At 46.1% G+C, this 22,435-nt stretch carries 18 protein-coding genes and 1 tRNA gene; 6 read left to right on the top strand and 13 right to left on the bottom strand.

Annotated features, from left to right (window positions below):
• Window positions 1-921: 921 nt before the first annotated feature.
• Window positions 922-2,940, top strand: coding sequence for a Na+/H+ antiporter NhaC family protein (locus tag AC4BAP_RS01775; RefSeq protein ID WP_490580895.1), 2,019 nt, complete (start codon window positions 922-924; stop codon window positions 2,938-2,940).
• Window positions 2,941-2,979: 39 nt separating this feature from the next.
• Here the strand turns inward: AC4BAP_RS01775 and AC4BAP_RS01770 are convergent, their stop codons facing one another.
• The gene (locus tag AC4BAP_RS01770) at window positions 2,980-3,915 is read right to left on the bottom strand and encodes a GNAT family N-acetyltransferase (RefSeq protein WP_490580894.1); all 936 of its coding nucleotides are present in this window, start codon (window positions 3,913-3,915) and stop codon (window positions 2,980-2,982) included.
• A 122-nt stretch (window positions 3,916-4,037) separates the two neighbouring features.
• Window positions 4,038-5,213 (bottom strand): ATP-binding protein, encoded by a 1,176-nt coding sequence (locus tag AC4BAP_RS01765; RefSeq protein ID WP_490580893.1) that lies wholly within the window; start codon window positions 5,211-5,213, stop codon window positions 4,038-4,040.
• Between the two features lie 113 nt (window positions 5,214-5,326).
• On the opposite strand from AC4BAP_RS01765, the gene hemA reads away from it, so the two are divergent.
• Window positions 5,327-6,601, top strand: a complete 1,275-nt coding sequence (gene hemA, locus AC4BAP_RS01760) for a glutamyl-tRNA reductase (RefSeq protein WP_490580892.1) — start codon at window positions 5,327-5,329, stop codon at window positions 6,599-6,601.
• Window positions 6,602-6,743: 142 nt separating this feature from the next.
• On the opposite strand, the gene AC4BAP_RS01755 is transcribed toward hemA, so the two are convergent.
• Window positions 6,744-7,052: an ArsR/SmtB family transcription factor gene (locus AC4BAP_RS01755; protein WP_187068257.1), complete on the bottom strand. Its 309-nt coding sequence runs from the start codon at window positions 7,050-7,052 to the stop codon at window positions 6,744-6,746.
• A gap of 738 nt (window positions 7,053-7,790) precedes the next feature.
• Here AC4BAP_RS01755 and AC4BAP_RS01750 point away from each other — a divergent pair.
• Window positions 7,791-9,017: a Glu/Leu/Phe/Val dehydrogenase dimerization domain-containing protein gene (locus AC4BAP_RS01750; protein WP_490580891.1), complete on the top strand. Its 1,227-nt coding sequence runs from the start codon at window positions 7,791-7,793 to the stop codon at window positions 9,015-9,017.
• A 17-nt stretch (window positions 9,018-9,034) separates the two neighbouring features.
• A complete protein-coding gene (locus AC4BAP_RS01745) occupies window positions 9,035-10,204 on the top strand; it encodes a mechanosensitive ion channel family protein (protein WP_490580890.1) in 1,170 nt (389 codons plus the stop codon).
• Window positions 10,205-10,558: 354 nt separating this feature from the next.
• Here AC4BAP_RS01745 and AC4BAP_RS01740 read toward each other — a convergent pair whose 3' ends face one another.
• Window positions 10,559-13,051, bottom strand: coding sequence for an AsmA-like C-terminal region-containing protein (locus tag AC4BAP_RS01740; protein WP_490580889.1), 2,493 nt, complete (start codon window positions 13,049-13,051; stop codon window positions 10,559-10,561).
• 212 nt (window positions 13,052-13,263) lie between these two features.
• Here AC4BAP_RS01740 and AC4BAP_RS01735 point away from each other — a divergent pair.
• Window positions 13,264-13,338: transfer RNA gene (locus tag AC4BAP_RS01735), tRNA-Val, on the top strand.
• A gap of 59 nt (window positions 13,339-13,397) precedes the next feature.
• Here the strand turns inward: AC4BAP_RS01735 and AC4BAP_RS01730 are convergent.
• The 9 genes from AC4BAP_RS01730 to AC4BAP_RS01690 form a co-directional block, all read right to left on the bottom strand.
• Window positions 13,398-13,580, bottom strand: coding sequence for a hypothetical protein (locus AC4BAP_RS01730; RefSeq protein WP_490580888.1), 183 nt, complete (start codon window positions 13,578-13,580; stop codon window positions 13,398-13,400).
• Between the two features lie 452 nt (window positions 13,581-14,032).
• Entirely contained in the window at window positions 14,033-14,635 is a 603-nt protein-coding gene (gene coaE / locus AC4BAP_RS01725; RefSeq protein ID WP_490580887.1) for a dephospho-CoA kinase, read from the bottom strand.
• A gap of 9 nt (window positions 14,636-14,644) precedes the next feature.
• Window positions 14,645-15,412, bottom strand: a complete 768-nt coding sequence (locus AC4BAP_RS01720; protein WP_490580886.1) for a YbbR-like domain-containing protein — start codon at window positions 15,410-15,412, stop codon at window positions 14,645-14,647.
• Window positions 15,413-15,627: 215 nt separating this feature from the next.
• On the bottom strand, window positions 15,628-15,936 hold the full coding sequence (gene yajC, locus AC4BAP_RS01715) for a preprotein translocase subunit YajC (RefSeq protein WP_490580885.1): 309 nt from the start codon (window positions 15,934-15,936) through the stop codon (window positions 15,628-15,630).
• Between the two features lie 30 nt (window positions 15,937-15,966).
• The gene (locus tag AC4BAP_RS01710; RefSeq protein ID WP_490580884.1) at window positions 15,967-16,509 is read right to left on the bottom strand and encodes a DUF1573 domain-containing protein; all 543 of its coding nucleotides are present in this window, start codon (window positions 16,507-16,509) and stop codon (window positions 15,967-15,969) included.
• A gap of 19 nt (window positions 16,510-16,528) precedes the next feature.
• Window positions 16,529-17,527, bottom strand: a complete 999-nt coding sequence (locus tag AC4BAP_RS01705; RefSeq protein ID WP_490580883.1) for an isocitrate/isopropylmalate dehydrogenase family protein — start codon at window positions 17,525-17,527, stop codon at window positions 16,529-16,531.
• A gap of 2 nt (window positions 17,528-17,529) precedes the next feature.
• Window positions 17,530-17,835, bottom strand: coding sequence for a YtxH domain-containing protein (locus tag AC4BAP_RS01700; RefSeq protein WP_490580882.1), 306 nt, complete (start codon window positions 17,833-17,835; stop codon window positions 17,530-17,532).
• An 82-nt stretch (window positions 17,836-17,917) separates the two neighbouring features.
• The gene (gene nusB / locus AC4BAP_RS01695) at window positions 17,918-19,090 is read right to left on the bottom strand and encodes a transcription antitermination factor NusB (RefSeq protein ID WP_490580881.1); all 1,173 of its coding nucleotides are present in this window, start codon (window positions 19,088-19,090) and stop codon (window positions 17,918-17,920) included.
• Between the two features lie 226 nt (window positions 19,091-19,316).
• Window positions 19,317-20,414 (bottom strand): Glu/Leu/Phe/Val family dehydrogenase, encoded by a 1,098-nt coding sequence (locus AC4BAP_RS01690; protein ID WP_490580880.1) that lies wholly within the window; start codon window positions 20,412-20,414, stop codon window positions 19,317-19,319.
• A gap of 150 nt (window positions 20,415-20,564) precedes the next feature.
• On the opposite strand from AC4BAP_RS01690, the gene AC4BAP_RS01685 reads away from it, so the two are divergent.
• Window positions 20,565-22,349, top strand: coding sequence for an ABC transporter ATP-binding protein (locus AC4BAP_RS01685; protein ID WP_490580879.1), 1,785 nt, complete (start codon window positions 20,565-20,567; stop codon window positions 22,347-22,349).
• The last annotated feature ends 86 nt before the right edge of the window (window positions 22,350-22,435 follow it).

The raw sequence follows: 22,435 nt of genomic DNA, 5'->3' as shown, positions 1-22,435 counted from the left end.
GCACTCTCATTCGATAAGGTTAAGTTAGCAATACTAACAATGCCGTTTGAATCTATCTCTGGATGGTTTGTACCTGTGAAGCTTCCATCTCCAATAAACACATTTGTTGTAGCAGTTGGTACCCCATTAGTCCAGTTCGAAGCAGTGTTCCAATCACTGCTAGTGGTACCTCGCCAACTTGTTGATTGTGCGAGTGCATCAGCATTTACAAATACTAGCACCAGTAGGGCTAGTTTAAAAATGTGATTGCCAATTTTCCTAAGGCGAGTAGAAATCCTCATAGGCATTAGTTGTTCAGGGTGAGTCTGATTAAAATATTTTATAAATAACTTTAGTATTAGTTTTAGCCTTTAAACACAATGTCATCAACACACATTTGCACAAAACAAACATTATACATATTGATACCTTTGTTTTGAATTAAAAAAAATCAGAATAATCATAAACCTAATATTAAAACACAAAACATGTGTTATACCATTAAGTCTGTTTATAGTGGTTTGGGGCGGATTTCGAATTATAGTAGAAGATATGTATTTACAGACAGCAACACAACATTTTCAAGGTTATTTATAACCATAACGTTATGCATGCATACCAAATATAGATATTATCACAAAAATGTTTAAGCATTAATTGGCTAAGCACAAAAAACTCCTAAAACATATAAAAAACAATATATTTAGAACTCCTTCTCTTAAATATAATTGAACTTAAACAAGGTCAATATTAACAAAGAATCATTGATAGTATTTAAAAATATTGTACAATACAAATGCGCTACTGCACAATACTACCTCCAACATATCAATACACTTTATCTGACTGCAAATCCTGTAGACCTGTACGCTAAAGCGTTTTTTCCTAAAGTGGAAATATTTTGCTTATTTAAGGGGTTGTAACATCAGAATTCACTTGTAAATGAAGCACATTAAATCGCTAATACCACTTATAGCCCTGCTCCTGCTTTCGCTTAACCTTACCGCACAGGATGTTATAAATGGAAAAGCTGCCATTGAGGAGTTTAAAATACAGGCTGTAAATGACACAGCTTATGTGCTTAACACCACCAACGAAGCCGGCAACCTGATCAAGTATAGCGGCCCGTTGGCACTACGGATAAATGGCGAACTACGGGACGTGAGCTTTACTGAGGGCGAAGCCAGGTTTTCTTTGGAAGAGGAGGCGAATCTTGTTCAGGTAACCGCAAATCTTGGCACCAGAACAATTGCCCGCCTGTACCGCCCAACCGATGATACAACGCAAGGTATGGCAGAGATCCCCATGTGGCTTTCGATCCTGCCGCCGCTTATTGCTATTGTGCTGGCCCTTATTTTCAGGGAGGTGTTACTGGCTCTTTTTGCCGGCATATGGGTTGGCGGTTTCGTAGTTTACGGATTATCGTTTAAGTCTATGTTTACAGGCTTGCTGGCTGTAGGCGACACTTACCTTATGGAGGCTCTCACAGACGGCGACCATGTTTCTGTAATTATTTTCTCTATGCTGATTGGTGGCATGGTGGCTATTATTTCTAAAAACGGCGGCATGGCAGGCGTGGTGAATGTACTCTCGAAGTATGCGAAATCGGCCAAAAGCTCGCAACTGGTAACCTGGTTCCTGGGCATCGCCATATTTTTCGATGATTACGCCAATACGTTGATCGTGGGCAACACCATGCGCCCTGTAACCGACAAGCACCGAATATCTCGTGAGAAACTTGCCTACCTGGTAGACAGCACCGCTGCTCCAGTGGCGGCCATCGCTTTTGTAACCACCTGGATCGGTGCTGAGCTTGGCTATATAAAAGACGCCGCCACGGCACTTGGAATACAGGAAGGCGCTTATTCGCTGTTTTTCCACTCGCTGGAGTACGCGTACTACCCTATACTTACACTGGTGTTTATGCTGATGCTTATTCTGATGAACCGGGATTTTGGCGCAATGCACCACGCAGAGATCAGGGCCAGAGAAACCGGAGCCGTTACAGCCGCCAGTTTAGACCGTAAAGGCCAGGAAAAACAACAGCAAGAAATGAGTGAATTTGAGCCGGTAGATGAATCGCGCACACGGCCTGTGAATGCGCTCCTACCCGTATTGGTTGTGATTCTGGGCACACTGGCAGGCTTGCTTTATACCGGCTTTAACGCTGAAGTATGGAACGATGCGTCTATTGGCTTTATGCGCAAACTCTCTATAACCATTGGCGATTCCAACTCCTACGTGGCTCTGATCTGGGCATCTTTAAGTGGAGTGCTAACCGCAGTTATACTTACCATCAGCCAGCGTATCATGAGCCTATCCGAAACAATGGAATCACTGTTGGTAGGCTTTAAGACAATGCTGCCGGCTATACTTATACTTGTGCTGGCCTGGTCGCTGGCTGCGGTTACGCAGCAGCTCTACACCGCAGAGTACCTTACATCGTTGTTCTCTGGAAACATATCGCCATACTTTTTGCCAGAGATTACGTTCCTGCTGGCTGCCGTTATAGCTTTCTCAACAGGGTCCAGCTGGGGGACGATGGCTATACTTTACCCGCTAATGCTGCCTGCTGCATGGTATGTAAGCCAGGCACAAGGTCTTAGTCTCGAAGAGACAATGCCAATCATTTACAACGTAATCTCGGTGGTGCTTGCCGGCGCGGTTTTCGGAGATCACTGCTCCCCTATCTCCGATACAACCATACTTAGTTCTCTGGCTTCTGGCTGCAACCACATCGATCACGTTAAAACGCAGCTTCCATATGCCATTACAGTGGCAGCAGTTGCCAATCTGGTTTGCACGAACCTATCCAGCTGGGGTGTGCACTGGCTATTAGTGTATGCCATAGGCGCCGCTATACTTTGGGGCTTGATAAAGCTAATAGGTAAACGAAACTTGGTGGGGGCAGAAAATGTGGAGGCGCAACCTCAAACGGCACAAGCCAACCTGGAAGTATAAAATAAAGCCAAAGCCCGCTTACATTAGCGGGCTTTGGCTTTAAAGGGCAATCGTGTAAAAATCGTGCACCATGGCCCTGCCGCCGTAGCTTTCCTTGTTAGACAGCAAGCTGGCATTTATCCCGTTTTCCTGTTCACTATCCATCGATGCGCCAAAGTCAAAATACTTTTTGGCTGCATATACTTCTGTAAGCAAAAAGTTAAAGATGGCATCCAATGCACCTTGCTCACGTCCTCTGTCTGAGGTGGCTATGTACTGGCAGTGCGCTGCTGTTTTGGTTTCGTACACAACCACGCCTGCTCCAAGCTCATCGTCTTTGGTTGCCGTAAACAGCTTTATATTGTCCGGGAAACGCGCTGCCAGCGATTTCAGCTCCTCAACAGTATGTACAGGCCTGGCGTTATACTTCTCTTTTAAAAGACGTGCTTTAAGCTCTAAAAACTCCTGAAAGCAAAATGATTGCTCTAGATGCCAGCCATATGCCTGGGCCTTTTTGAGGCTCCTTCTGCGCAGCTGGTTATACTTCTGCACCCTGTCATCCTCAAGCACAGCCAGTACATCACGCCTGTAAAGTTGCGCTTTATACTTAAAAAGTGCGTACAAGTCTTCTTCGGCAGGTAAGCGGTGGTAAATGTGTGGAATCGTTTTGTAGGTTATACTTATAAATCCGTGCTGCTTGTAGTACTCCGTCATTACCGAGAACACCTTTAGCATCAGCTCCACTTTCATACTTGCACCTGTTAGTATGCCTCCATAGCTCAAACCACCATGCGAAAACACTTCAGAACCTTGCTCGTTGGCAGGCAGCAGCGCAAGCAATTTATTTTTATGAAAAAAGAGAAGTGAGTGGTCCAGAAACCTGTCTGCATGATATTCCATGTAGTCGCGATAGAACAGGAAAGTAGCGTTTTTTGAGCCAGCCACAAATGCGTCCCATACTTGCTTATACTCTGAACTATACCTTGTAACTTCCACAGACCGGTGATTAAGGAGATTTTAATGATTAAAAGGATTGTAAAAACTATAGTTATATACTTTACATCATTTAAAGAGCTGAGTCAACAGTTTAGCAATTCAACAATCCAGCAATTTAAATACTACCGGTTCAGCACGATCCGGAACGTGGTCCCTTTGCCTACCTCCGACCACCTTACAAACAGCTTGCCCCGGTGATAATTATCGATAATACGTTTTGCCAAAGCCAGGCCCAGGCCCCAGCCCCGCTTTTTTGTAGTATAACCCGGCAGAAAAACTGAGGTAACTTTGCTTTTAGGAATGCCTTTGCCTGTATCGGTAATATCTACGGCGATGCTGCTTTTACCCAGAAGCACCAGGTTAATATTTATACTTCCACGTCCGTTCATGGCATCCACGGCATTTTTGCAGATGTTCTCAATCACCCAATCAAATAGCGACACGTTTACTTTGGCAGTAATATCCGGCGAAAAGTTGGAGTGTATGGATATGTCTACCTTGCGTGAGATCCTGTTCTGAAGATAATTGATCGCGTTCTGCGTAACCTGAAGTATGTTTTCGTCGCGCAGCAAAGGCACCGAACCAACATTTGAGAAACGCTCTGTAATGATCTCCAGGCGCCGCACATCCTTGCCCAATTCTTCCACGATCGGCTCGTTCTCAAATTTGGGATTTGCTTTAATATACTCATACCAGGCCATTAACGAAGAAAGCGGTGTGCCCAACTGGTGCGCTGTTTCCTTTGCCAAGCCAACCCATACCCTGTTTTGCTCGGCACGGCGCGAGTAACTGAAGGCAAAGTAGGCCATTAGCGCAAAGCAGGCGATTACAATCAGCTGCACATAAGGGTAATAGCGCAGTTGCGAGAGTAGCGCGGAGTCTTTATAGAACACATAATTTTCAGAGCCCTCTGCCCACGGAACCACAATTGGCGCATGCTGGGCCTTCATTTTCTCTATTTCTCTGCGCAAAAGTTCGGTGCGCCGCTTTTCTGAAATGTTTTTTGGTAAATCGATGTTCTTTGAATCGAGAATATTCTCGTACTCATCTGTTAAGATAACAGGCACCGTTGTGTTGGCTGACAAAATCTCCTCCTCGATAAAGACGATGTTGTCGTCGCTGGGGGCATTGATCATGTACCGGAGACCTTTGGCATACAGTTGCACCAGTTCCTGCTCTCTTTCAGACAGCTTGCTGACCAGAATGTTGGTATACGTAATGGTGGCAGCGCCAATAATTAGGGCGATGATAACAACAACAAGCTTTATCCTGTTCTTCTGAGAGTAGATGGGTATCATGCAGTGTACACGAAATTTATTTGAAATTAGTATAAATTAAACATTAAGGGCAAGTAAGTTTCATTTTAAAAATTTGACACGTAAATTTGCACTTTAGTAGAACACACGTTATTATGCTTCAGAATTTTAAAGCGATCAGCCTGTCGTACAAGAAAGCGCCGCTGGATATCAGGGAACTGATCGCCTTAGATGAAACCTCCTGCAGGCAGTTTCTCCAGACGTTAAAGAGCTTTATCCAAGCCTCTGATGTGCTGGTGCTTTCTACCTGTAACCGCACCGAAGTATACTACAACGCCGACACCGATTATAGCTCCGAGATCGTGAAGCTGCTCGGTATCACCAAAGGCATTGATAATATTTCCAAGTATTTAGATTATTTCACTATCCTGAACGAGCACAACGATGCCGTGCAGCATCTGTTTGATGTGGCAATGGGCCTTGAGTCTCAGGTAGTGGGAGATATGCAGATATCTAACCAGGTAAAAGTTTCTTACCAGTGGTCAGCCGACAACGACACCGCAGGCCCGTTCCTGCACCGCCTGATGCACACGATCTTCTACACCAACAAACGCGTTGTGCAGGAGACCTCCTTCCGCGATGGAGCCGCATCCACGTCTTATGCCGCCATTGAGTTGATAGAGGAGCTTACTGCAGAGGTTATCGAGCCAAGTATACTTGTAGTGGGTTTGGGAGAGATAGGTGCTGATGTGTGCCGCAACCTGAAAGACTCCGGTTTTAAGAACGTTAAAATAACAAACCGCACCCAGGCAAAAGCTGAGGCGCTTGCCGAGGAATGCGGACTGGAGGTACTGCCTTTCGAGAACATTGTGCAGGGCCTGAAAGAGGCCGATGTAATTATCTCTTCTGTTGCCCGCGAAACCCCGTTCTTTACCAAAGAGATGGTGAAACGCCTCAATGTACTTTCGTTTAAGTTCTTTATAGATCTTTCGGTGCCGCGCAGCGTAGAGCCAGACCTGGAAAGTATACCGGGCGTGTTGGTGTATAACATAGATACCATACAGAATAAAGCTTCCGAGGCACTGCAGCGTCGCATTAATTCTGTTCCCAAGGTAAAAGAGATCATTACCGAATCTATTGAGCAGTTCAATGACTGGTCGAAGGAGATGATCGTTTCGCCGACCATAAACCGACTGAAGAATGCGCTTGAGGCAATACGGCAGGAGGAGATGGCCCGCTACCTTAAAAAAATGGGGCCTGAAGAATCCAAGCGCCTGGACAGCATTACCAAGTCGATGATGCAGAAGATCATCAAACTACCAGTGCTGCAGCTTAAGGCAGCCTGCAAAAGAGGCGAAGCTGAAACCCTTATTGATGTGCTGAATGACCTGTTTGATCTTGAAAAGCAGTCTGAGGAGTTTAAACATTAAAATTGAGTAAAAGGCACTTTTTTCTTAGTGAATAAAAAAGCCAAAGGTCTTCGTAAGCTTTCTAAATGAAAGAATAACGAAGACCTTTGGCTTTTTTTACAACTCAAAATTGCGCTGCCCGCCACTCCCAGTGGCTGCTCGATTAGATGTCTATACAACATTCCTCAAGGCAATCGATCACATCAATCAACTTCGGAATAGCCAGTGAGTAATAGATCTTAGTGCCTACCTTGAACGAAGACAACACCCCTTTGTCTTTTAGCGTGATAAGGTGCTGAGAAGCTATGGCTTGTGGTAAATCCAGGTGCTTATATATCTCAGTTACAGTCATTTTGTCTTCTTTTCCCAACAAATCGACTATAGCGAGGCGTTTAGGGTGCGCCAACACCTTAAGCATAGCAGCCGCCTTATCTATTTTCTTTGATTCAACTCTTGATAACAAACTTTTCATAATTAATAATTATACCTAACAGTTTCTACATACATTTATCAACCTTATTCACAATAAGATATATACGGTGTTAACATTATTTTGCTGAATAGCATCAGCGCAATTTTATACTTCGTACATCTACACTTATCGTGCTTATGCAAAGCCACAGAGATACCCCTGAGGCCCGGCACATTGCATATTTTAGATTTACGTAAAAAATAAAAAATTGGATATATGATATACTAAATACTAATACATTAACATATTCATATACTCAACTTGACTCTCTCCGGGAATTTACGGTGCCTTTCATTCAGGGTTTATTGTACTTAGGAATGGTAACCTAACAGGACATATCACTACCCCTATATTTAAACAACACAATAGACACATAAATTGTTGCCTTAAAACGAAAATATATCCACCACAACCCACTCATTAACAGATATATACACTTATACCAAGTATGATTTATACTTAAAAGGGCACTGCAAACGCTGTTTTCTTAATTTTTCCGCAGTGCAGTTTCATTTTATCTTTTTGTCTCCCTGAAAGAATCTTGATGGCTGGGAGAACAAGCTTAATCTCCGGGGGTAGGGGCCCTCTTTCTCTCACAAGTTTTTAACAAAATAACAGAGGTTTTTCACTTTTTTATAAGAATGAAACGGCCACGGGCATCATAGGGAGGCAGGCCATGCGTGTATCCTCTATTCTATTTTTGTACCTTTGCGGAACTGTAAAAACAACTCCCATAGTATGAAAGACCTACTGGAAAGATTTGAAAATAAAAGACCTGAAATAGTTTTTGAGTGGAAAGACGCTGAAACCGAGGCTGAAGGCTGGGTTGTGATCAACTCGCTACGCGGCGGGGCTGCTGGCGGTGGTACCCGTATGCGCAAAGGCCTTGATAAACGCGAGGTGGAATCGCTTGCCAAAACCATGGAAGTAAAGTTCACGGTGTCGGGGCCTTCTATTGGCGGTGCCAAGTCTGGCATTAACTTCGATCCGGCTGACCCCAGAAAGCGCGGTGTGCTGGAACGCTGGTACAAAGCCGTGATCCCGTTGCTTAAAAACTATTATGGAACGGGCGGCGACCTGAACGTGGACGAGATACACGAGGTAATTCCTATAACCGAAGACTATGGCTTGTGGCACCCACAGGAGGGAATCGTGAACGGTCACTTCAACGCAACGGAGCCGCAGAAAATTAACAAGATCGGGCAGTTGCGCCAGGGCGTGATCAAAGTAATCGAAGACCCGCACTACTCACCCTCAACGGCACGCAAGTATACAGTAGCCGACATGATTACCGGTTTTGGTGTGGCCGAGGCCGTGCGCCACTACTACGACATTTGGGGTGGCCAGTTTGAGGGCAAGCGCGCCATTATACAAGGTTGGGGCAATGTGGGCGCAGCAGCAGCCTATTACCTGGCCTCGAAAGGCGCCAAAGTAGTGGGTATTATTGACAGGGCCGGCGGCCTGATAAAAGAGGAAGGCTTTTCTTTTAAAGAGATCACCGATCTTTTCCTGTCGCGCCAGGGCAATGCGCTAAACCCGGAAGGTTTGCTTTCTTTTGAGGAGGTAAACAGCCGCATCTGGTCTGTTCCTGCTGAGATATTTATACCTGCGGCTGCCTCCAGGCTTGTAACCCGCGAGCAAGTAGAGCAAATGATAGCCAACGGCATGGAAGTTATCTCGAGTGGGGCTAACGTGCCGTTCCAGGATCCGGAGATATTCTTTGGCCCTACAGGCGAATTCGCCGACCAGAACCTTTCTGTGATACCAGACTTCATTGCCAACTGTGGTATGGCCCGCGTGTTTGCATACCTGATGGAGAGCGAAGTAGAGATCACGGACGAAGCCATCTTCTCGGACATCTCTCAGACCATACGCGCCGCACTGGAGAAATCTTTTGCCAAGCAGAGCCAGAAGACCGAGATCGCTAAAACAAGTTTTGAAATTGCGCTTAGCCAGCTGCTCTAAAGTATAAAGTATAAATTATGACCAACTGGAGAGAAATCTTACGCTACGAGTTCCTGGGCAATCATGTGTCTGAGTACTTGTTGGCAGCAGGCATTCTACTGTTTGGCTTTATTTTCAAAACAGTACTGTCCAGGTTGCTTTCGGGCATCATGTACAGGTTCTTAAAGCGTTTCTCTAAGGGTGAGGACTTCCTGCCAGAATTCAGGCGCCTGCTTTTACAACCCCTGGAGGTACTGCTTTTCCTTGTCTTCCTGTACCTGGCGTTTCAGGTATTGGATTACCCCCTGGATCCAAGCCAGCTGCGCAAAAGCGATCCCTTCCTGAAAACCTTTATGTTCCGGACATACCAGGTATTCGTGATCGTGGCACTGTCGTGGGTGATAATGCGCTTCATTGATTTTATCGGCCTGATCTTTAAGTATAGGTCTGAGCGCACTGCCTCTAAGCTGGATGACCAGCTCGTGCCCTTTTTCAAGGATTTTGCGAAAGTGATGGTGGTGATCTTTGCTTTCCTGATAATGCTGGGAACTGTATTTGGGGTAAATGTTGCTGGCCTTGTGGCCGGTCTGGGTGTGGGTGGTCTGGCCCTGGCCTTTGCCGCCAAAGAAAGCCTGGAAAACCTGCTGGCCTCTTTCACCATATTCCTGGACCAACCGTTTGTTGTCGGTGATCTTGTAGAAGTAGGTGGCATTACAGGAACCATTGAGAAAATCGGCTTCAGAAGCACGCGCATCCGTACACTTGACAAAACCTTTGTAACGGTGCCAAACAAATTTATGATTGATAAGCCGCTCAACAACCTGACATTGCGCACCTTCAGGCGCGTGAACTTCGATATCACCCTGACCTATGACACCAAGTCTGAGCAGCTGCGTGCCATTACTACTGAACTGCAGGACTTTATAGACAAGCACCCTTACACCAATCAGGATGGGGTTGTTCGTTTCCAAACACTGGCCGACAGCTCAAAGAACATCATGGTGCTATACTTTGTGGAGTCGATGGACTGGACAGAGTATGTGAATATTAAAGAAGAAGTGGCTTATAAAGTAATTGAGGTTGTGGAGAAACATGGTGCTGAGTTTGCCTATCCAACCCAAACACTGTATCTGCAAAGACAGGCTGCCTCGCCGGCGGCACCTCACGCAGATGAGCCCTTTGTTGGTTCCGCCACAGATATGAAATAGATATAAACAAAAAAGCAGGAGAAGCTCCTGCTTTTTTTTCACCCTTATTTCTTTATTACATTTAGCTGCTTCTTTTCCAACAAAGCACTAATTGTAATCTTTTAATCATCATAAACCTTAAATCCCAAAAACCACTTATTATTTTTTTGTAGTTTTGATTTGTTTAACGACCCACCCAACCTTTGGTTACTAATTTTATATAACTTTTCCGTTTTAACCGGACTTTTTACGGGTAAACATACTTTAAAACCAAGTCAACGTAAAATATAACTTTTTATATATAACCTTAAGCCCGCCTTTAATATAATCACGGAGTAGTCAATTGAGCTTTGGGTATGGGCGGAAGTATAAAAGTTAAGGTAGGTTAAAATCGAAGTATTCGCCTTCCTGCAGCTCCACCTTTTTTTCCTTTTCCTTTGGCTTCTTGCCACGCAGCAAATCTTTTAGCTCCTGCCCCTCCTGCTTCAGGTCCGTTTTAATCTTCTGCCGTACACGTTCATCATCATAGGCTATTTTAAAGTCACTCTCCTTCCCTTTCAATGTCAGGAAGAGGCTGCTGTTGCCGGCATTAGGGTCAGCGGCAACAACGCCAAAGGCAGCGTCTTTATCTGGGCGCCTGCTGCCAAACAGGGGCAGTTTTATTTTGTAGTCCATGTGCTGGTCGAAAGTATGCTGCCCGGATATGGAAACCGTTGGCACAGCCGAAAGATTGGAACGGATATCCATTTCAGGAATGTAGATGGTGCGCTGCTGTATCCAGAAGCTGTTGTGCAATTCCGCAAAACGCATGTTAGCCAGCTCAGATCGCTTCACGAAGGCTGACATTTTTTGCATGGGCTCAAAGTTGATAAGTTGCCCGTTACGAACCGTTGCCACGATCTCCGCCTGCAGCAGATCAGTTTTGGCGTTCAACTGGCTGTCAAAGAAAATATCTGATATGATGTTGGCGGTAAGCTGGCCGCGCAGGTGGCGATCCATGATAAAGTTTTGCTGGAAGTTCTCAAACACGTAGAAAAGGCTATCAACGCTCATGTTGTTTAGCTTGGCGGCAGTGCTTACCTTAATGTGCTCACGGGTGCGGGCATCAAGCTTGCCACGCACGGCAAACTTACCACCTACGGCATTAAAAGAGATGTCGGGAGAAGTAATGACCTGGTTACGGAGCGTTACCTCTCCTTTTATACTTGTTGCCTTAAACCTCCGGAATTTTATTCTGTCTACAGATGCGCTCAGGTCGAAGGCAATATTTGGCGAAAGTATAAACTTATACTCATTGCCTTTGCGGGCTGACTGCGGTGTGTTTAGGCTCTCGCTCAGCAACTGGTCAAAGTTGATATACCTGCTGTTGAAATCTGCCTCTACAAGCAATCGCTGTTTGTCTAGCAGCAGCCAGGCCATCACGTTCCGGAACATTCCATTGATCACAAAATCGGAGTCCCCAAGCCTGCCTTTAAAATCAGAAACGGCCACATCGTTCCGCTTAAAAATAAAATTCCCACTCAGGTTGTGCAGCGGTAATGGCAGTTCCTGCAGTGCCAGCGATACATTATGCAAGGTGATGTCTCCGGAAGTATTCAGGGTATTGTTACCCGGGCGTGCCTTAAACTCATTCAGGTTGCCTGAAAATGCGATCTGTACATCTGCCAGGCCACTGCCACTGCGCACCATATCCAGTTTGGCCAGCCCCAGCACATACCCAACATCCAGCTTGCCCTTTATATCCAGCGCCACATATGGGTTATTAAAGTTGCTATACTTAAAGTTACCCTGGAAGCGATGCCCGTTCAGCACACCCGAAAGGTCTTTTAGCTCAAGCACAGAAGTAGCCGCATTCTGCTTGTTGCCGTTGGTAAAGCTGCCGGTTAGGTTTATAGAGCTTACCTTTTGCTTTACATCCGGGTGATAAAACGAAGCATTTCTGGCTCCAAAACTAAAGTTTATAGCAGGTGTTTCTTTAGCCGACACATTTCCTTTTACTGTACCGGAGAAGTATATCTCCCCCTCGCTTCGGTACTGGTTTAGCTCCTGGCTTATACTTTGCGGCAGCAGTGACAGCAGGGATTGTACATCTGTATTCTTGCCATTGAGCTTAAGATCTAGCGTGGTGGGCCCGGCATAACCCATAGCACCACCCACCTCGTAAGCGGCGCTTCCTATATTAATGGTGGAAGGCTGAAGCTGTATAAGCTTTGTTGTGCGGTTTATAGTAAGCGCTGATGCAAGATCAACTTGCTTGCCTTTAAAATATTCTCCTGTGCCCACTTTAATGGTTTGAACAGTGGCATTGCCGTTAGCTTCGATTGCTATACTTTCATTTGTTATACCCAGGGCAGCTACCAGTTGGTGTGCGTCAACTTCGTAGGTTTGTTTCAGCTGCTGGTCAATGTAATTTATACTTACCCCGTTCAGGTTTATCTGCTCCAGGTCAAAGGCAAAGTCGGCATTGTCAGTATTAGTGGTATCCTGTTTAATGACCATGTAGTTTACTTGGCCATCTGGCAGCACTTTTACGTAGATGGCGCCCTGCTCCATGTAAAGCTGTTTTATGCTATACTTGCCGCGCAATACATCCCAGATGCTAAAGGTAAAGTATAGCTTTTCTGCCCGGGCCAAAGTCTCTTCGCTTCCTTCAATGCCCTCATGCACGTTTACCTTATCCAGCGACACGGCCACCTGCGGAAATTTATCAAACAGCGACAGGGAGATTTGGGCAACTTCAACTTTTGTGGTGATGTGTTTGTTTGCTTCATTTACAAACAATCCGATTATTTTATCCTGGTAAGTATAGATCAAGCCCAATGCTAAGCCAGCCACCAAAAAAAATCCGGCGACAAAATAAAATAGCATTTTTTTAACAACTTGTTTCTTCACAGGGTAAAAGCTCAGATTTTTAGCATCTTATAAAACTTAAAGGTACGCCAGTAATAACAGGCTTACAAGAGCCGGCCATGGGTGAAAAAAAATTTTCACAATTTTTTTTCAAAAGTTTTGCAGTATCAAAAATAACCCCCATATTTGCATCATCAAACGGGGACAAAAGGTCTCTAAAATAAAAAAACGGGGTGTTAGCTCAGCTGGTTCAGAGCACCTGCCTTACAAGCAGGGGGTCACTGGTTCGAATCCAGTACGCCCCACAAAAGGACAACTTAAAAGTTGTCCTTTTTTTATGTCCATACTTTTCAGCACCTCTTCCCTATCCCGCTAATTTTCCTTTGCTACTATACTCTAGAAACGCCCTTGCATAAGCAAAAGTATACTGTAGCCTGGCTTTAGTTGTAGTGCTTCCCCTATAGGCAGCTTCGTTCCTGCCTGGTACAAAGTTTATACTTGGTGTGCCTCTTGCCTGCAGCCAGCACAGTTTGGAAGCTTCAGCCATACTTGTTAAGCTTAACAAAATCGAGTTGCGATTAAATCACCCCTAACCCCTCCCAGGAGGGGAATTTTGCTCGTGCATGTAATTCCCCTCTTAAGTGCAGGGTCGTTTCATTCTAATAAAAAAGTGAAAAAACTTCTGTCATTCTGTTAAGTTTTAACCCCGAACTTGATCCGGGGAAACTTGTGAGAGAGAGGGCCCCTACCCCCGGAGGTTAAGCTTGTCCTCCCAGCCACCAAGATCCTTCCAGGATGACAAAAAAATAGAATGAAACGACCCTACTCTTGAGAAGGGCGCAGGGGTGTGTTTACACCTGCCTGGTTTCTCATGTACCGCAACTTGAGTTAACTACACCAAGTGATACTAAAGCCTGCAGTAGCCACAGAAAATATTAAAAATATGAATGGCCTTGTTCCGGGGATGGGTTAACAGTGATTTGGCTGCAATCTGAATTATTAGTAATTCGGAGCCAGTTTTAGGAATTGATCGTGCAGCGCCAGCACTTGTGGGATAACCATGCGCGCATCATCGTTAAAAATAACATAGTCGGCACGGGACATTTTCTCTTCTTCGCTGAGCTGCTTCCCAATAATCGCTTTGATATCGGACTCTGTGCGGTGTTTGTCGCGCTGCAGCAGGCGCTTTATTCTTACATCAAGCGGAGCATAGACGGCTATCATACTGTCTATCTGACGCCACGCCTCCGACTCATACATCAGGGCTGCTTCTTTTATGATATATGGTTTATGTTTATGCCCGCTCAGCCAGTTTGAAAAATCGTTCTTAACGTGCGGGTGTACCAGGCTGTTTAGTTGCTGTAAACGCTCCGGGTTATTAAAGACCACAGAGCCAATGTAGGTGCGGTTTAGCTCGCCGGATTCCGTGTAGGCTTCCGGGCCAAAAGCGGCTATCAGCTCTGCCTTCAATACGGCATCGTTTACCATTACCCACTTTGCACGGCCATCAGAGTCGTATACTGGTATGCCTAAAAGTTCAAACATTCGGGCCACTACCGTTTTGCCAACGCCAATGCCTCCTGTAATTCCAACTTTCAACATAGATAGGGGTTAGTCTACAATGGCTTTAATTCTGTCTGGCCAAAGTGTTACATTGCGTACACCCGCAGGCTTTTGAACCAACTCCGGCACCAGCGTAGAGTCGCGGCGTGAATAGCGTTTGTAGTCCAGGATGGCTTTGAAATTGTCTCTGTTTATAAACACTGCCGAGTCTTCGAGCAGTTGGTAACGTACCAGCACATATGGTGGCCGCAGAGTAATATCCTTGTTGGCAGGGGCATTTATCACCTCTGGCACAATCTGGCGCTCTTCCTGCACAAGGCCCCGCACGTTTACGGTTACCTCCGCATTTTTGGCACTGGCTTTCACCAGCGATTTATTATTGTAATTGATGGGTACTTTTAGCGTGGTTGTTTCGGTAAACTGCTGCCCGGCAGGCAGGCGCACCAAAAGCGGATTGGGTATACTTCGTACCATCGACGAAGGGCCGGTAAATACTACCGTGTCTGGCTCTATCTTAGCCTGCCCTACAACTGCAAAGCGCTCTGCGGTTACTTTCTGTGCCGGGTCCAGTTTTAAAGCCACCTTACGCGAGACCCTGGCATTAAAGTTAAAGTATAGGGTATCAGTAACCACGAAGTTTAACTCAAGGCCATCCAGTGCGTTTACCAGCGCAGGACGCAGGGCTGGGCCAAGAAGGTAGTTATTGCGTGGCAGGTTCCGGATGTAGATCTCAGCGGGTTGCGTTTCTACGCGCAGCGATTTCCGGAGCAGCTTCCAGCCTTTACCGGTAACGTTTATGGTTACCTCTTCCGGCAAGGGTTTAATGGGGATAAGTTCCTTTTCGTTATAAACGAATTTTATAGGGTAGGTAGTTTGGGTAGAGTAGCTCTTATTCAGAGCATTAAGTAGCCAAAAGGTGGAAGCCGCCACAAAACAAAGCAATACTACTCTCCAGTATTGCTTTGTTCGTGGCCTGAATGGCTTCACAAACCAGTTAGCTATATTTCTGATCGTCCCAAATGGCAATGCTTCTACACTTTTTGAGCTTTGGCAGTAGCCTCCATCGAGATCGCAGTCTTGTCGAATGTAAGCCTGATGCCTTTATCAACTTCAACTACCACAGTATCGTCTTCTACACTAACCAGTTTACCATGCAGTCCACCAATGGTGATCACCGTCATGCCTTTGGTCAGTTCTTCACGAAATTTCTTTTGGTCACGCATTTTCTTCTGCTGTGGCCTGATCATGAAGAAATAGAAAACAAGTATAATAGCGCCGAACATCAGCAACTGAGGCAGCATGCCTCCGTCTGGTGCGGCTTGTAGTAAGATGGTTTGCATGTTTATGTATTCTCTAGTAAGCGCTTTGGCTTAGTTTCTCTTTACAGGTCCGTCGGCACCGGCAGTAGGTACGCTGCTGGCCTCAACTGTTCCTTTTAGTGTTACCTGTGTAATGTTAGGCACTGTGTTGGCACGCACCGTAACTACCGGAGACTGCTGGCCAGCTTTGCCTGTGCTGTTAAACTGTACTTTAATTTCGCCTGTCTCGCCTGGAGCAATCGGGCCCTTTGGAGGCTCAGGCACAGTACAGCCACATGTAGCCGTTGCACTTTCGATGATAAGCGGAGACTTACCAGTGTTTGTGAACTTGAACGTATGCTCTACTACTTCACCCTGCTTTACAGTACCGAAGTCGTAAGAAGTCTCAGCGAAAGAGATAACAGGAGCGTTCTCTGGCGCTACTGCTTCTTCAGCTCCTGCTACATTTGGGTTCTCTACAACCGGCTCGGTTGCAGTTGCCTCAGCAGCTGTTGCCTCTGTTTCGGTTACAGTGTCGTTGCCGGCATTATTATCGCAGCTTGTGGCAAATACAGCCACAGCAAAGCTTGCTGCTAAAATCAGATTCTTTTTCATATCAAAAATGGGTTTGGGTTTATAGTTTTGAAATGATGTTTTGTGCAAACTGCATTGTGCTGGCACTACCACCCAGGTCACCGGTGCATTCTTCCGGATTAGCCAGAGTAGCCTCCAAGGCCGTCTCTATGCGGCTTGCCTCTTCCTTCAGGTCGATGTGGTGCAGCATCATAATGGCAGAACGAAGCAACGCAGTAGGGTTGGCAATTCCTTTGCCTGCAATATCCGGCGCTGAGCCGTGTACAGCCTCAAAAATAGCCATCTCATCGCCGATATTGGCACCAGCCACTACACCCAGGCCGCCTACAAGGCCAGCGCACAGATCAGAAAGGATGTCGCCAAACAGGTTGGTGGTCACGATCACATCGAACTGCTCTGGCTTCGCCACCAACTGCATACACATGTTGTCGATGATCTTGTCGTCAGCCACAATGTGCGGGTAGTCTTTTGCAATGGTGTTAAACTCGTCCAAAAACAGGGCTCCGGCGCTCTTCAGGATGTTTGCCTTGTGCACAGCGGTTACTTTCTTGCACTCGTGCTTGTTGGCATACTCAAAGGCAGCGCGAATAATTTTGCGGCAGCCTACACGCGTCAGGCGGGCCACAGAGTCAGAGATCTGCAGGCGCGCATCAAACATTTCCAGGCCAGAGTATAAACCCTCTGTGTTCTCGCGGAACAGCACAGAGTTTACGTTCTCGAAGCGGGTTTTTATACCTTTTGTGGTTTTGGCAGGCCTTACGTTTGAGTATAGGTCAAACATCTGGCGTAACTGCACATTTATACTTTTAAAGCCTTTGCCCACCGGAGTGGTAATAGGGCCTTTCAAAGCAACGCGGTTCTTCTCAAGCGACGCGATCAGGCTGGCCGGAATAAGCTCTCCGATGGCATCATAGGTAGTTTGGCCAGCGTTTTCTTCTTCCCACTGTACGGGCACGTTGGCAGCTTCAAAAATTGCTTTTACAGCTTCAGTGATCTCAGGTCCTATCCCGTCGCCAGGAATAAGGGTTACTTGTTTCATGCTTAAATTTCTTTCCGGCTATTTATTTCGTTTATTAATGAGTCTACATCGCCTAACAGTTTCTCGGCTTTGTTCTTTGCATCCTGGATCACACGCTGCCCCTCAGACTTTGCTGTTGATGGCATGTTGTCTTCTTTTGCGATCAGCTGCTCCAACAGGTCCGACAGAGTATCGCGGTATCTTTCCAGGCGATAGCTTAGCCAGCTGCGTGTTTCTCTTCCTTTCTCGGGTGCAAATAAAATGCCGACGGCAGCCCCAACAGCAGCGCCAGACACAAAGGCCAGTAAGTTACTCGTCTTCTTACTCATAGTTCTAAGTTCTTATATAAACGGGTACAATTTTTTCCTTTTACGGCGATTTCAGTTTATTAGCCAAATTAAATATTCAGCCTTACTTATTATCTATCAAGCCGCGGCCAGACTTACGGATTTCGCCTTTGGTTGTAAGCTCCTGCGCCATTTTGTCCAGTACGCCGTTCACAAACTGCTTGCTTTTCGGGGTGCTGTACAGCTTGGATATCTCGATATACTCGTTGATGGTTACCTTAACCGGTATGCTTCGGAAAATGTGCATCTCGCAAAGCGCCATCTTCAATATGATCTTATCAAGCAGGGCCACACGCTCCACATCCCAGTTCTTAACGCTGGCAGCGATCATGGCCTCATACTTCTCGTCGTCCTGCACGGTCTGGAAGTATAATTCCTCAAAAAACGCCCGATCGTCTTCCCAGTTGGCAGACAGGTCCAGTAGGCCGTAAGCCTCTTCGTTTTCTTCGCTGAAAATCTTAACGGTTTTGTTTACAAGGCTCTTCACAATGGCTTTGTTTTCCACCCAGTTCAGATCCTGCTCCTCAAACAAAGATTGTAAGTTTTTTTCTTTAAAGATAATGTTTTTGAAAATATGTTTCACTATCTCAGCGTCCTCTTCCAGGGTTGGCGCAGACAGGTTTAGGTACGCTAAAAAGGCTTCATCCTGCTTTAATATGTTCTTGTACACGGCGCGTATTTCGCTGATGTCGGAGCCCCAGCTGATGTTGCGGCGTATAACGGCTTGTTTGTACGATTCGTTGTTGAGCAGGCGCTGCACCACGCGGTTTTCCAGGAACCTTTTGGTATTCGGGCCTGTGGCAGCGGTAAAGCGGTTAGCCTTCTTCTCCTCTTCTTCTTCTATCAGGCTATTGATAATTTCCAGTATCTGGAGCGTGCCGATATAGTGGTCGTAGATACGCTCTACCGCACTCAGCATTTGGTTGCCGTAGTACTTGTAGTCTTTTTTAGTGAGGTTGTTGTAGTATACAATCGCCCTGTTAACCGCATCTGTGATCTCTTTGTCCGATTCTTCGGTTTCGAACTGCCGCGTTTCGTACCATTCCTTAAACAGAAGCTGCGCGATCTGCTTTTTGCCTTCCAAAAGTTTTTTATCCTGCACCTCCATCGAGTTCAGGTCCGGGGCAAATTCCTCGCTTATCTGGTCCAACGCCAACAGATAATCTGAACCTTCGGCCTGCTGATAGGCATAAATGGCTTGCATCGCCTTGATTCGTAGTGTTCTGCGGTTAAGCATATTATTATTTTAAAGAGCGTATTTGGTTGTGTTTTATACTTGCAGCCCTATTGGGGCTTTATACTTGGTGGCAATGCCATTGCCATACTTTCTTAAACTATAAGCTTAAATGCAAAGCCAACTGCTTATAGTTCCTTTTCAACTCTATCTGCTTAAAGCAAAAGTGCCACAGGTTAATGCAGCACTTTTGTCTTAAACAGTATTTGGTATACTTTATTTCTTCTGATTAGTAAGTAGAGCGGATCTTACCGATGCTCTGAATACGCTTCTCAGCCATTTTCATGGCAGCAGCCTGGTTGTGGATTCCTTCTCTCTCAGCAAGATCGAAGATATCCAATGTATAGCCGTAGATGCGCTCTGTCTGGGCATAAGCGCTTTCGCGGTTGTAGCCAGTAAGTTCAGAGTAAACGTTGATCAAACCACCCGCGTTGATCAGGAAGTCTGGGGCGTAAACGATGCCTCTATCCACAAGAGCAGGTCCGTGTACTTTCTCATCGCGTAGCTGGTTGTTAGCGCAGCCCGCAATTACCTGGCACTTCAAACGGCCCAGTGTGTTATCGTTGATGGTACCGCCAAGCGCACACGGAGAGTAGATATCCACATCCAGGTCGTAGATCTCATCCATGCTTACCACTTTAGCGCCATACTTGCTCGATACTTCCTGCAGACGGTCTTCGTAAATATCAGTGATGAAAATCTCAGCGTTCTCTTTTGCAAGCAGCTCTACCAGGTAACCACCTACGTGGCCAACACCCTGTACAGAGATCTTCTTGCCTTCCAGAGAGTCAGAACCGAAAGCTTTTTTAGCAGCAGCTTTCATGCCCATGTACGTGCCGTAGGCAGTTACAGGTGATGGGTCGCCGCTACCACCCATAGACTCAGGCAAACCAGACACGTGCTCTGTCTCCATGCGGATGTACTCCATGTCCTTAGTAGTCATGCCCACGTCCTCAGCAGTGATGTAGGCACCGTTCAGGTTCTTTACAAAACGGCCGAATCTGCGTAGTAACGCTTCGCTTTTATCTTTTTTGGCATCGCCAATGATCACAGCTTTACCACCACCCAGGTTCAGACCAGAGATAGCAGCTTTATAGGTCATGCCTCTTGAAAGACGCAACACATCATCCAACGCCTCTGCCTCCGAAGCATAAGACCACATACGTGTACCACCCAAAGCAGGGCCAAGTACTGTGTTGTGAATGCCGATGATGGCTTTCAAGCCTGTTTCCTGGTCATGGCAGAAAACAACTTTCTCATGATTGTATTCTGAGATCTGACCAAAGACTGACTTGTCCTTCAGTTCTACTTCTTTTAATTCGACCATTTATGTAATTGATTAAGGGTTATTCTATCTTTGTGTGAATGAGGCAGGTTACCCTTTCCCGTTTCGTGCTGCAAAATTAATTCTTTTTTTGATTAATTCAATTTGTGCTTTACAAGTCCACGTAAAAGCCTAAGAGCTTAAACATTTACTGTGAAATCGTTACGCTATTTAAATAAATACCTCCTCAAGTATAAATACAGGCTGCTGTGGGGCATTGTGTTTACCATTATCTCCAACTTCTTCCAGATTTTGCCGGCGCAGGTGGTGCGGCATGCCTTTAACCTGATAAAAGAAGGCATAAACCTGCATGGCTTGTACGAGGGTTTCGCACAGCAGGAAACTGTGTATGAGCTATTTGCCAGCAGCATACTGGTGTATGGCGTGGTTATACTTCTGATGGCCTTGTTGCGAGGGGTGTTCCTGTTTTTTGTGCGCCAGACCATTATCGTGATGAGCCGCCTGATCGAAAATGACCTGAAGAACGAGATCTACGAGCATTACCAAAGCCTGCCGCTCAGCTTTTATCGCCGCAACAACACCGGCGACCTGATGGCGCGCATCTCCGAGGACGTGAGCCGTGTGCGCATGTACCTTGGCCCGGCCATTATGTACGGCATCAACCTGGTTATACTTTTCCTGATGGTGATTCCCTACATGTTGTCGGTAAACGTGAAGCTGACAATGTATACGTTGATCCCGTTGCCTGTACTTGCCATCAGCATCTACTATGTCAACAACATCATCGAGCGTAAATCAGACGAGATCCAGAAGAGCCTGTCGGGCATCACCACCTTTGTGCAGGAGGCCTTCTCGGGCATAAGGGTATTAAAGTCTTTTGTGCGCGAAAATGATTCGTATCAGAATTTTACCACTGCCAGCAACACTTACAAAGACAAATCGCTGGAGCTGAACTTTGTAAACTCTTTGTTCTTCCCGCTGGTGTTGTTCCTGGTAGGCCTTAGTACTATCATTACAGTATACATTGGCGGACAGGAAGTGATAAACGGAAGTATAACCACAGGTAACATTGCCGAGTTTATCATTTACGTGAACATGCTTACCTGGCCGGTTACCTCTTTGGGCTGGACAGCCAGCCTGGTACAGCGTGCAGCTGCCTCGCAGGCCCGCATCAATGAGTTCCTGCACACCAAAAACGACATTGTTTCCCGTGAAAACGTCAGCAAAGAGATCATGGGGGATATCCGCTTCGAGCATGTAGACTTTGTTTACCCTGACACTAATATACAGGCGCTGAAGAATGTATCTTTCGATATAAGGCACGGCGAGACACTGGCTATCATCGGAAATACCGGCTCAGGCAAGAGCACCATTGCCAACCTGCTGCCGCGCATGTACGATGTTTCGGGTGGCCGTATTTTAATTGATGGCGTGGATGTGCGCGACTATAATCTGAAAAGCCTCCGCAGCCAGATTGGTTATGTGCCACAGGATGTGTTCCTGTTCTCCGACACGATCAGTAACAACATCGGGTTTGGCTTACCAAGTATAACCGAAGAGCAAATGGTGCAGTCTACGAAAGATGCGGATGTGTATGAGAATATTATGCGTTTCCCGGAGAAGTTCGAAACCAAGCTTGGTGAGCGCGGCATTACCTTATCGGGAGGGCAAAAGCAACGTGTTTCTATTGCGCGAGCGCTGGTGCGGGAGCCAAGTATACTTATCCTCGACGATTCGCTATCGGCTGTAGATACAAAAACGGAGAACGCCATACTTAACAGCCTGCGCCGCATTATGGCCAACCGCACCTCCATCATTATCTCACATAGGGTATCGTCGGTAAAGCTGGCCGACAGGATTCTGGTGCTGGAAGACGGTGAGATCGTGCAGCATGGCACACATGACGAGCTCATTAGCCAGGATGGTTTATATAAAGTATTGTATGAACGCCAGCTGCAGTCAGAAGAACAGGAATAACTATACTTTAAGGTTTATGCCGTTTGCCTTGCCGCAACCGCATTTGACAACGATTTGAAGTTTGCGGGATTTTTTTTGCACAGATT

This window comes from Pontibacter sp. GD7 (assembly GCF_058216375.1).
This window is presented reverse-complemented; position numbering and strand designations above follow the sequence as displayed.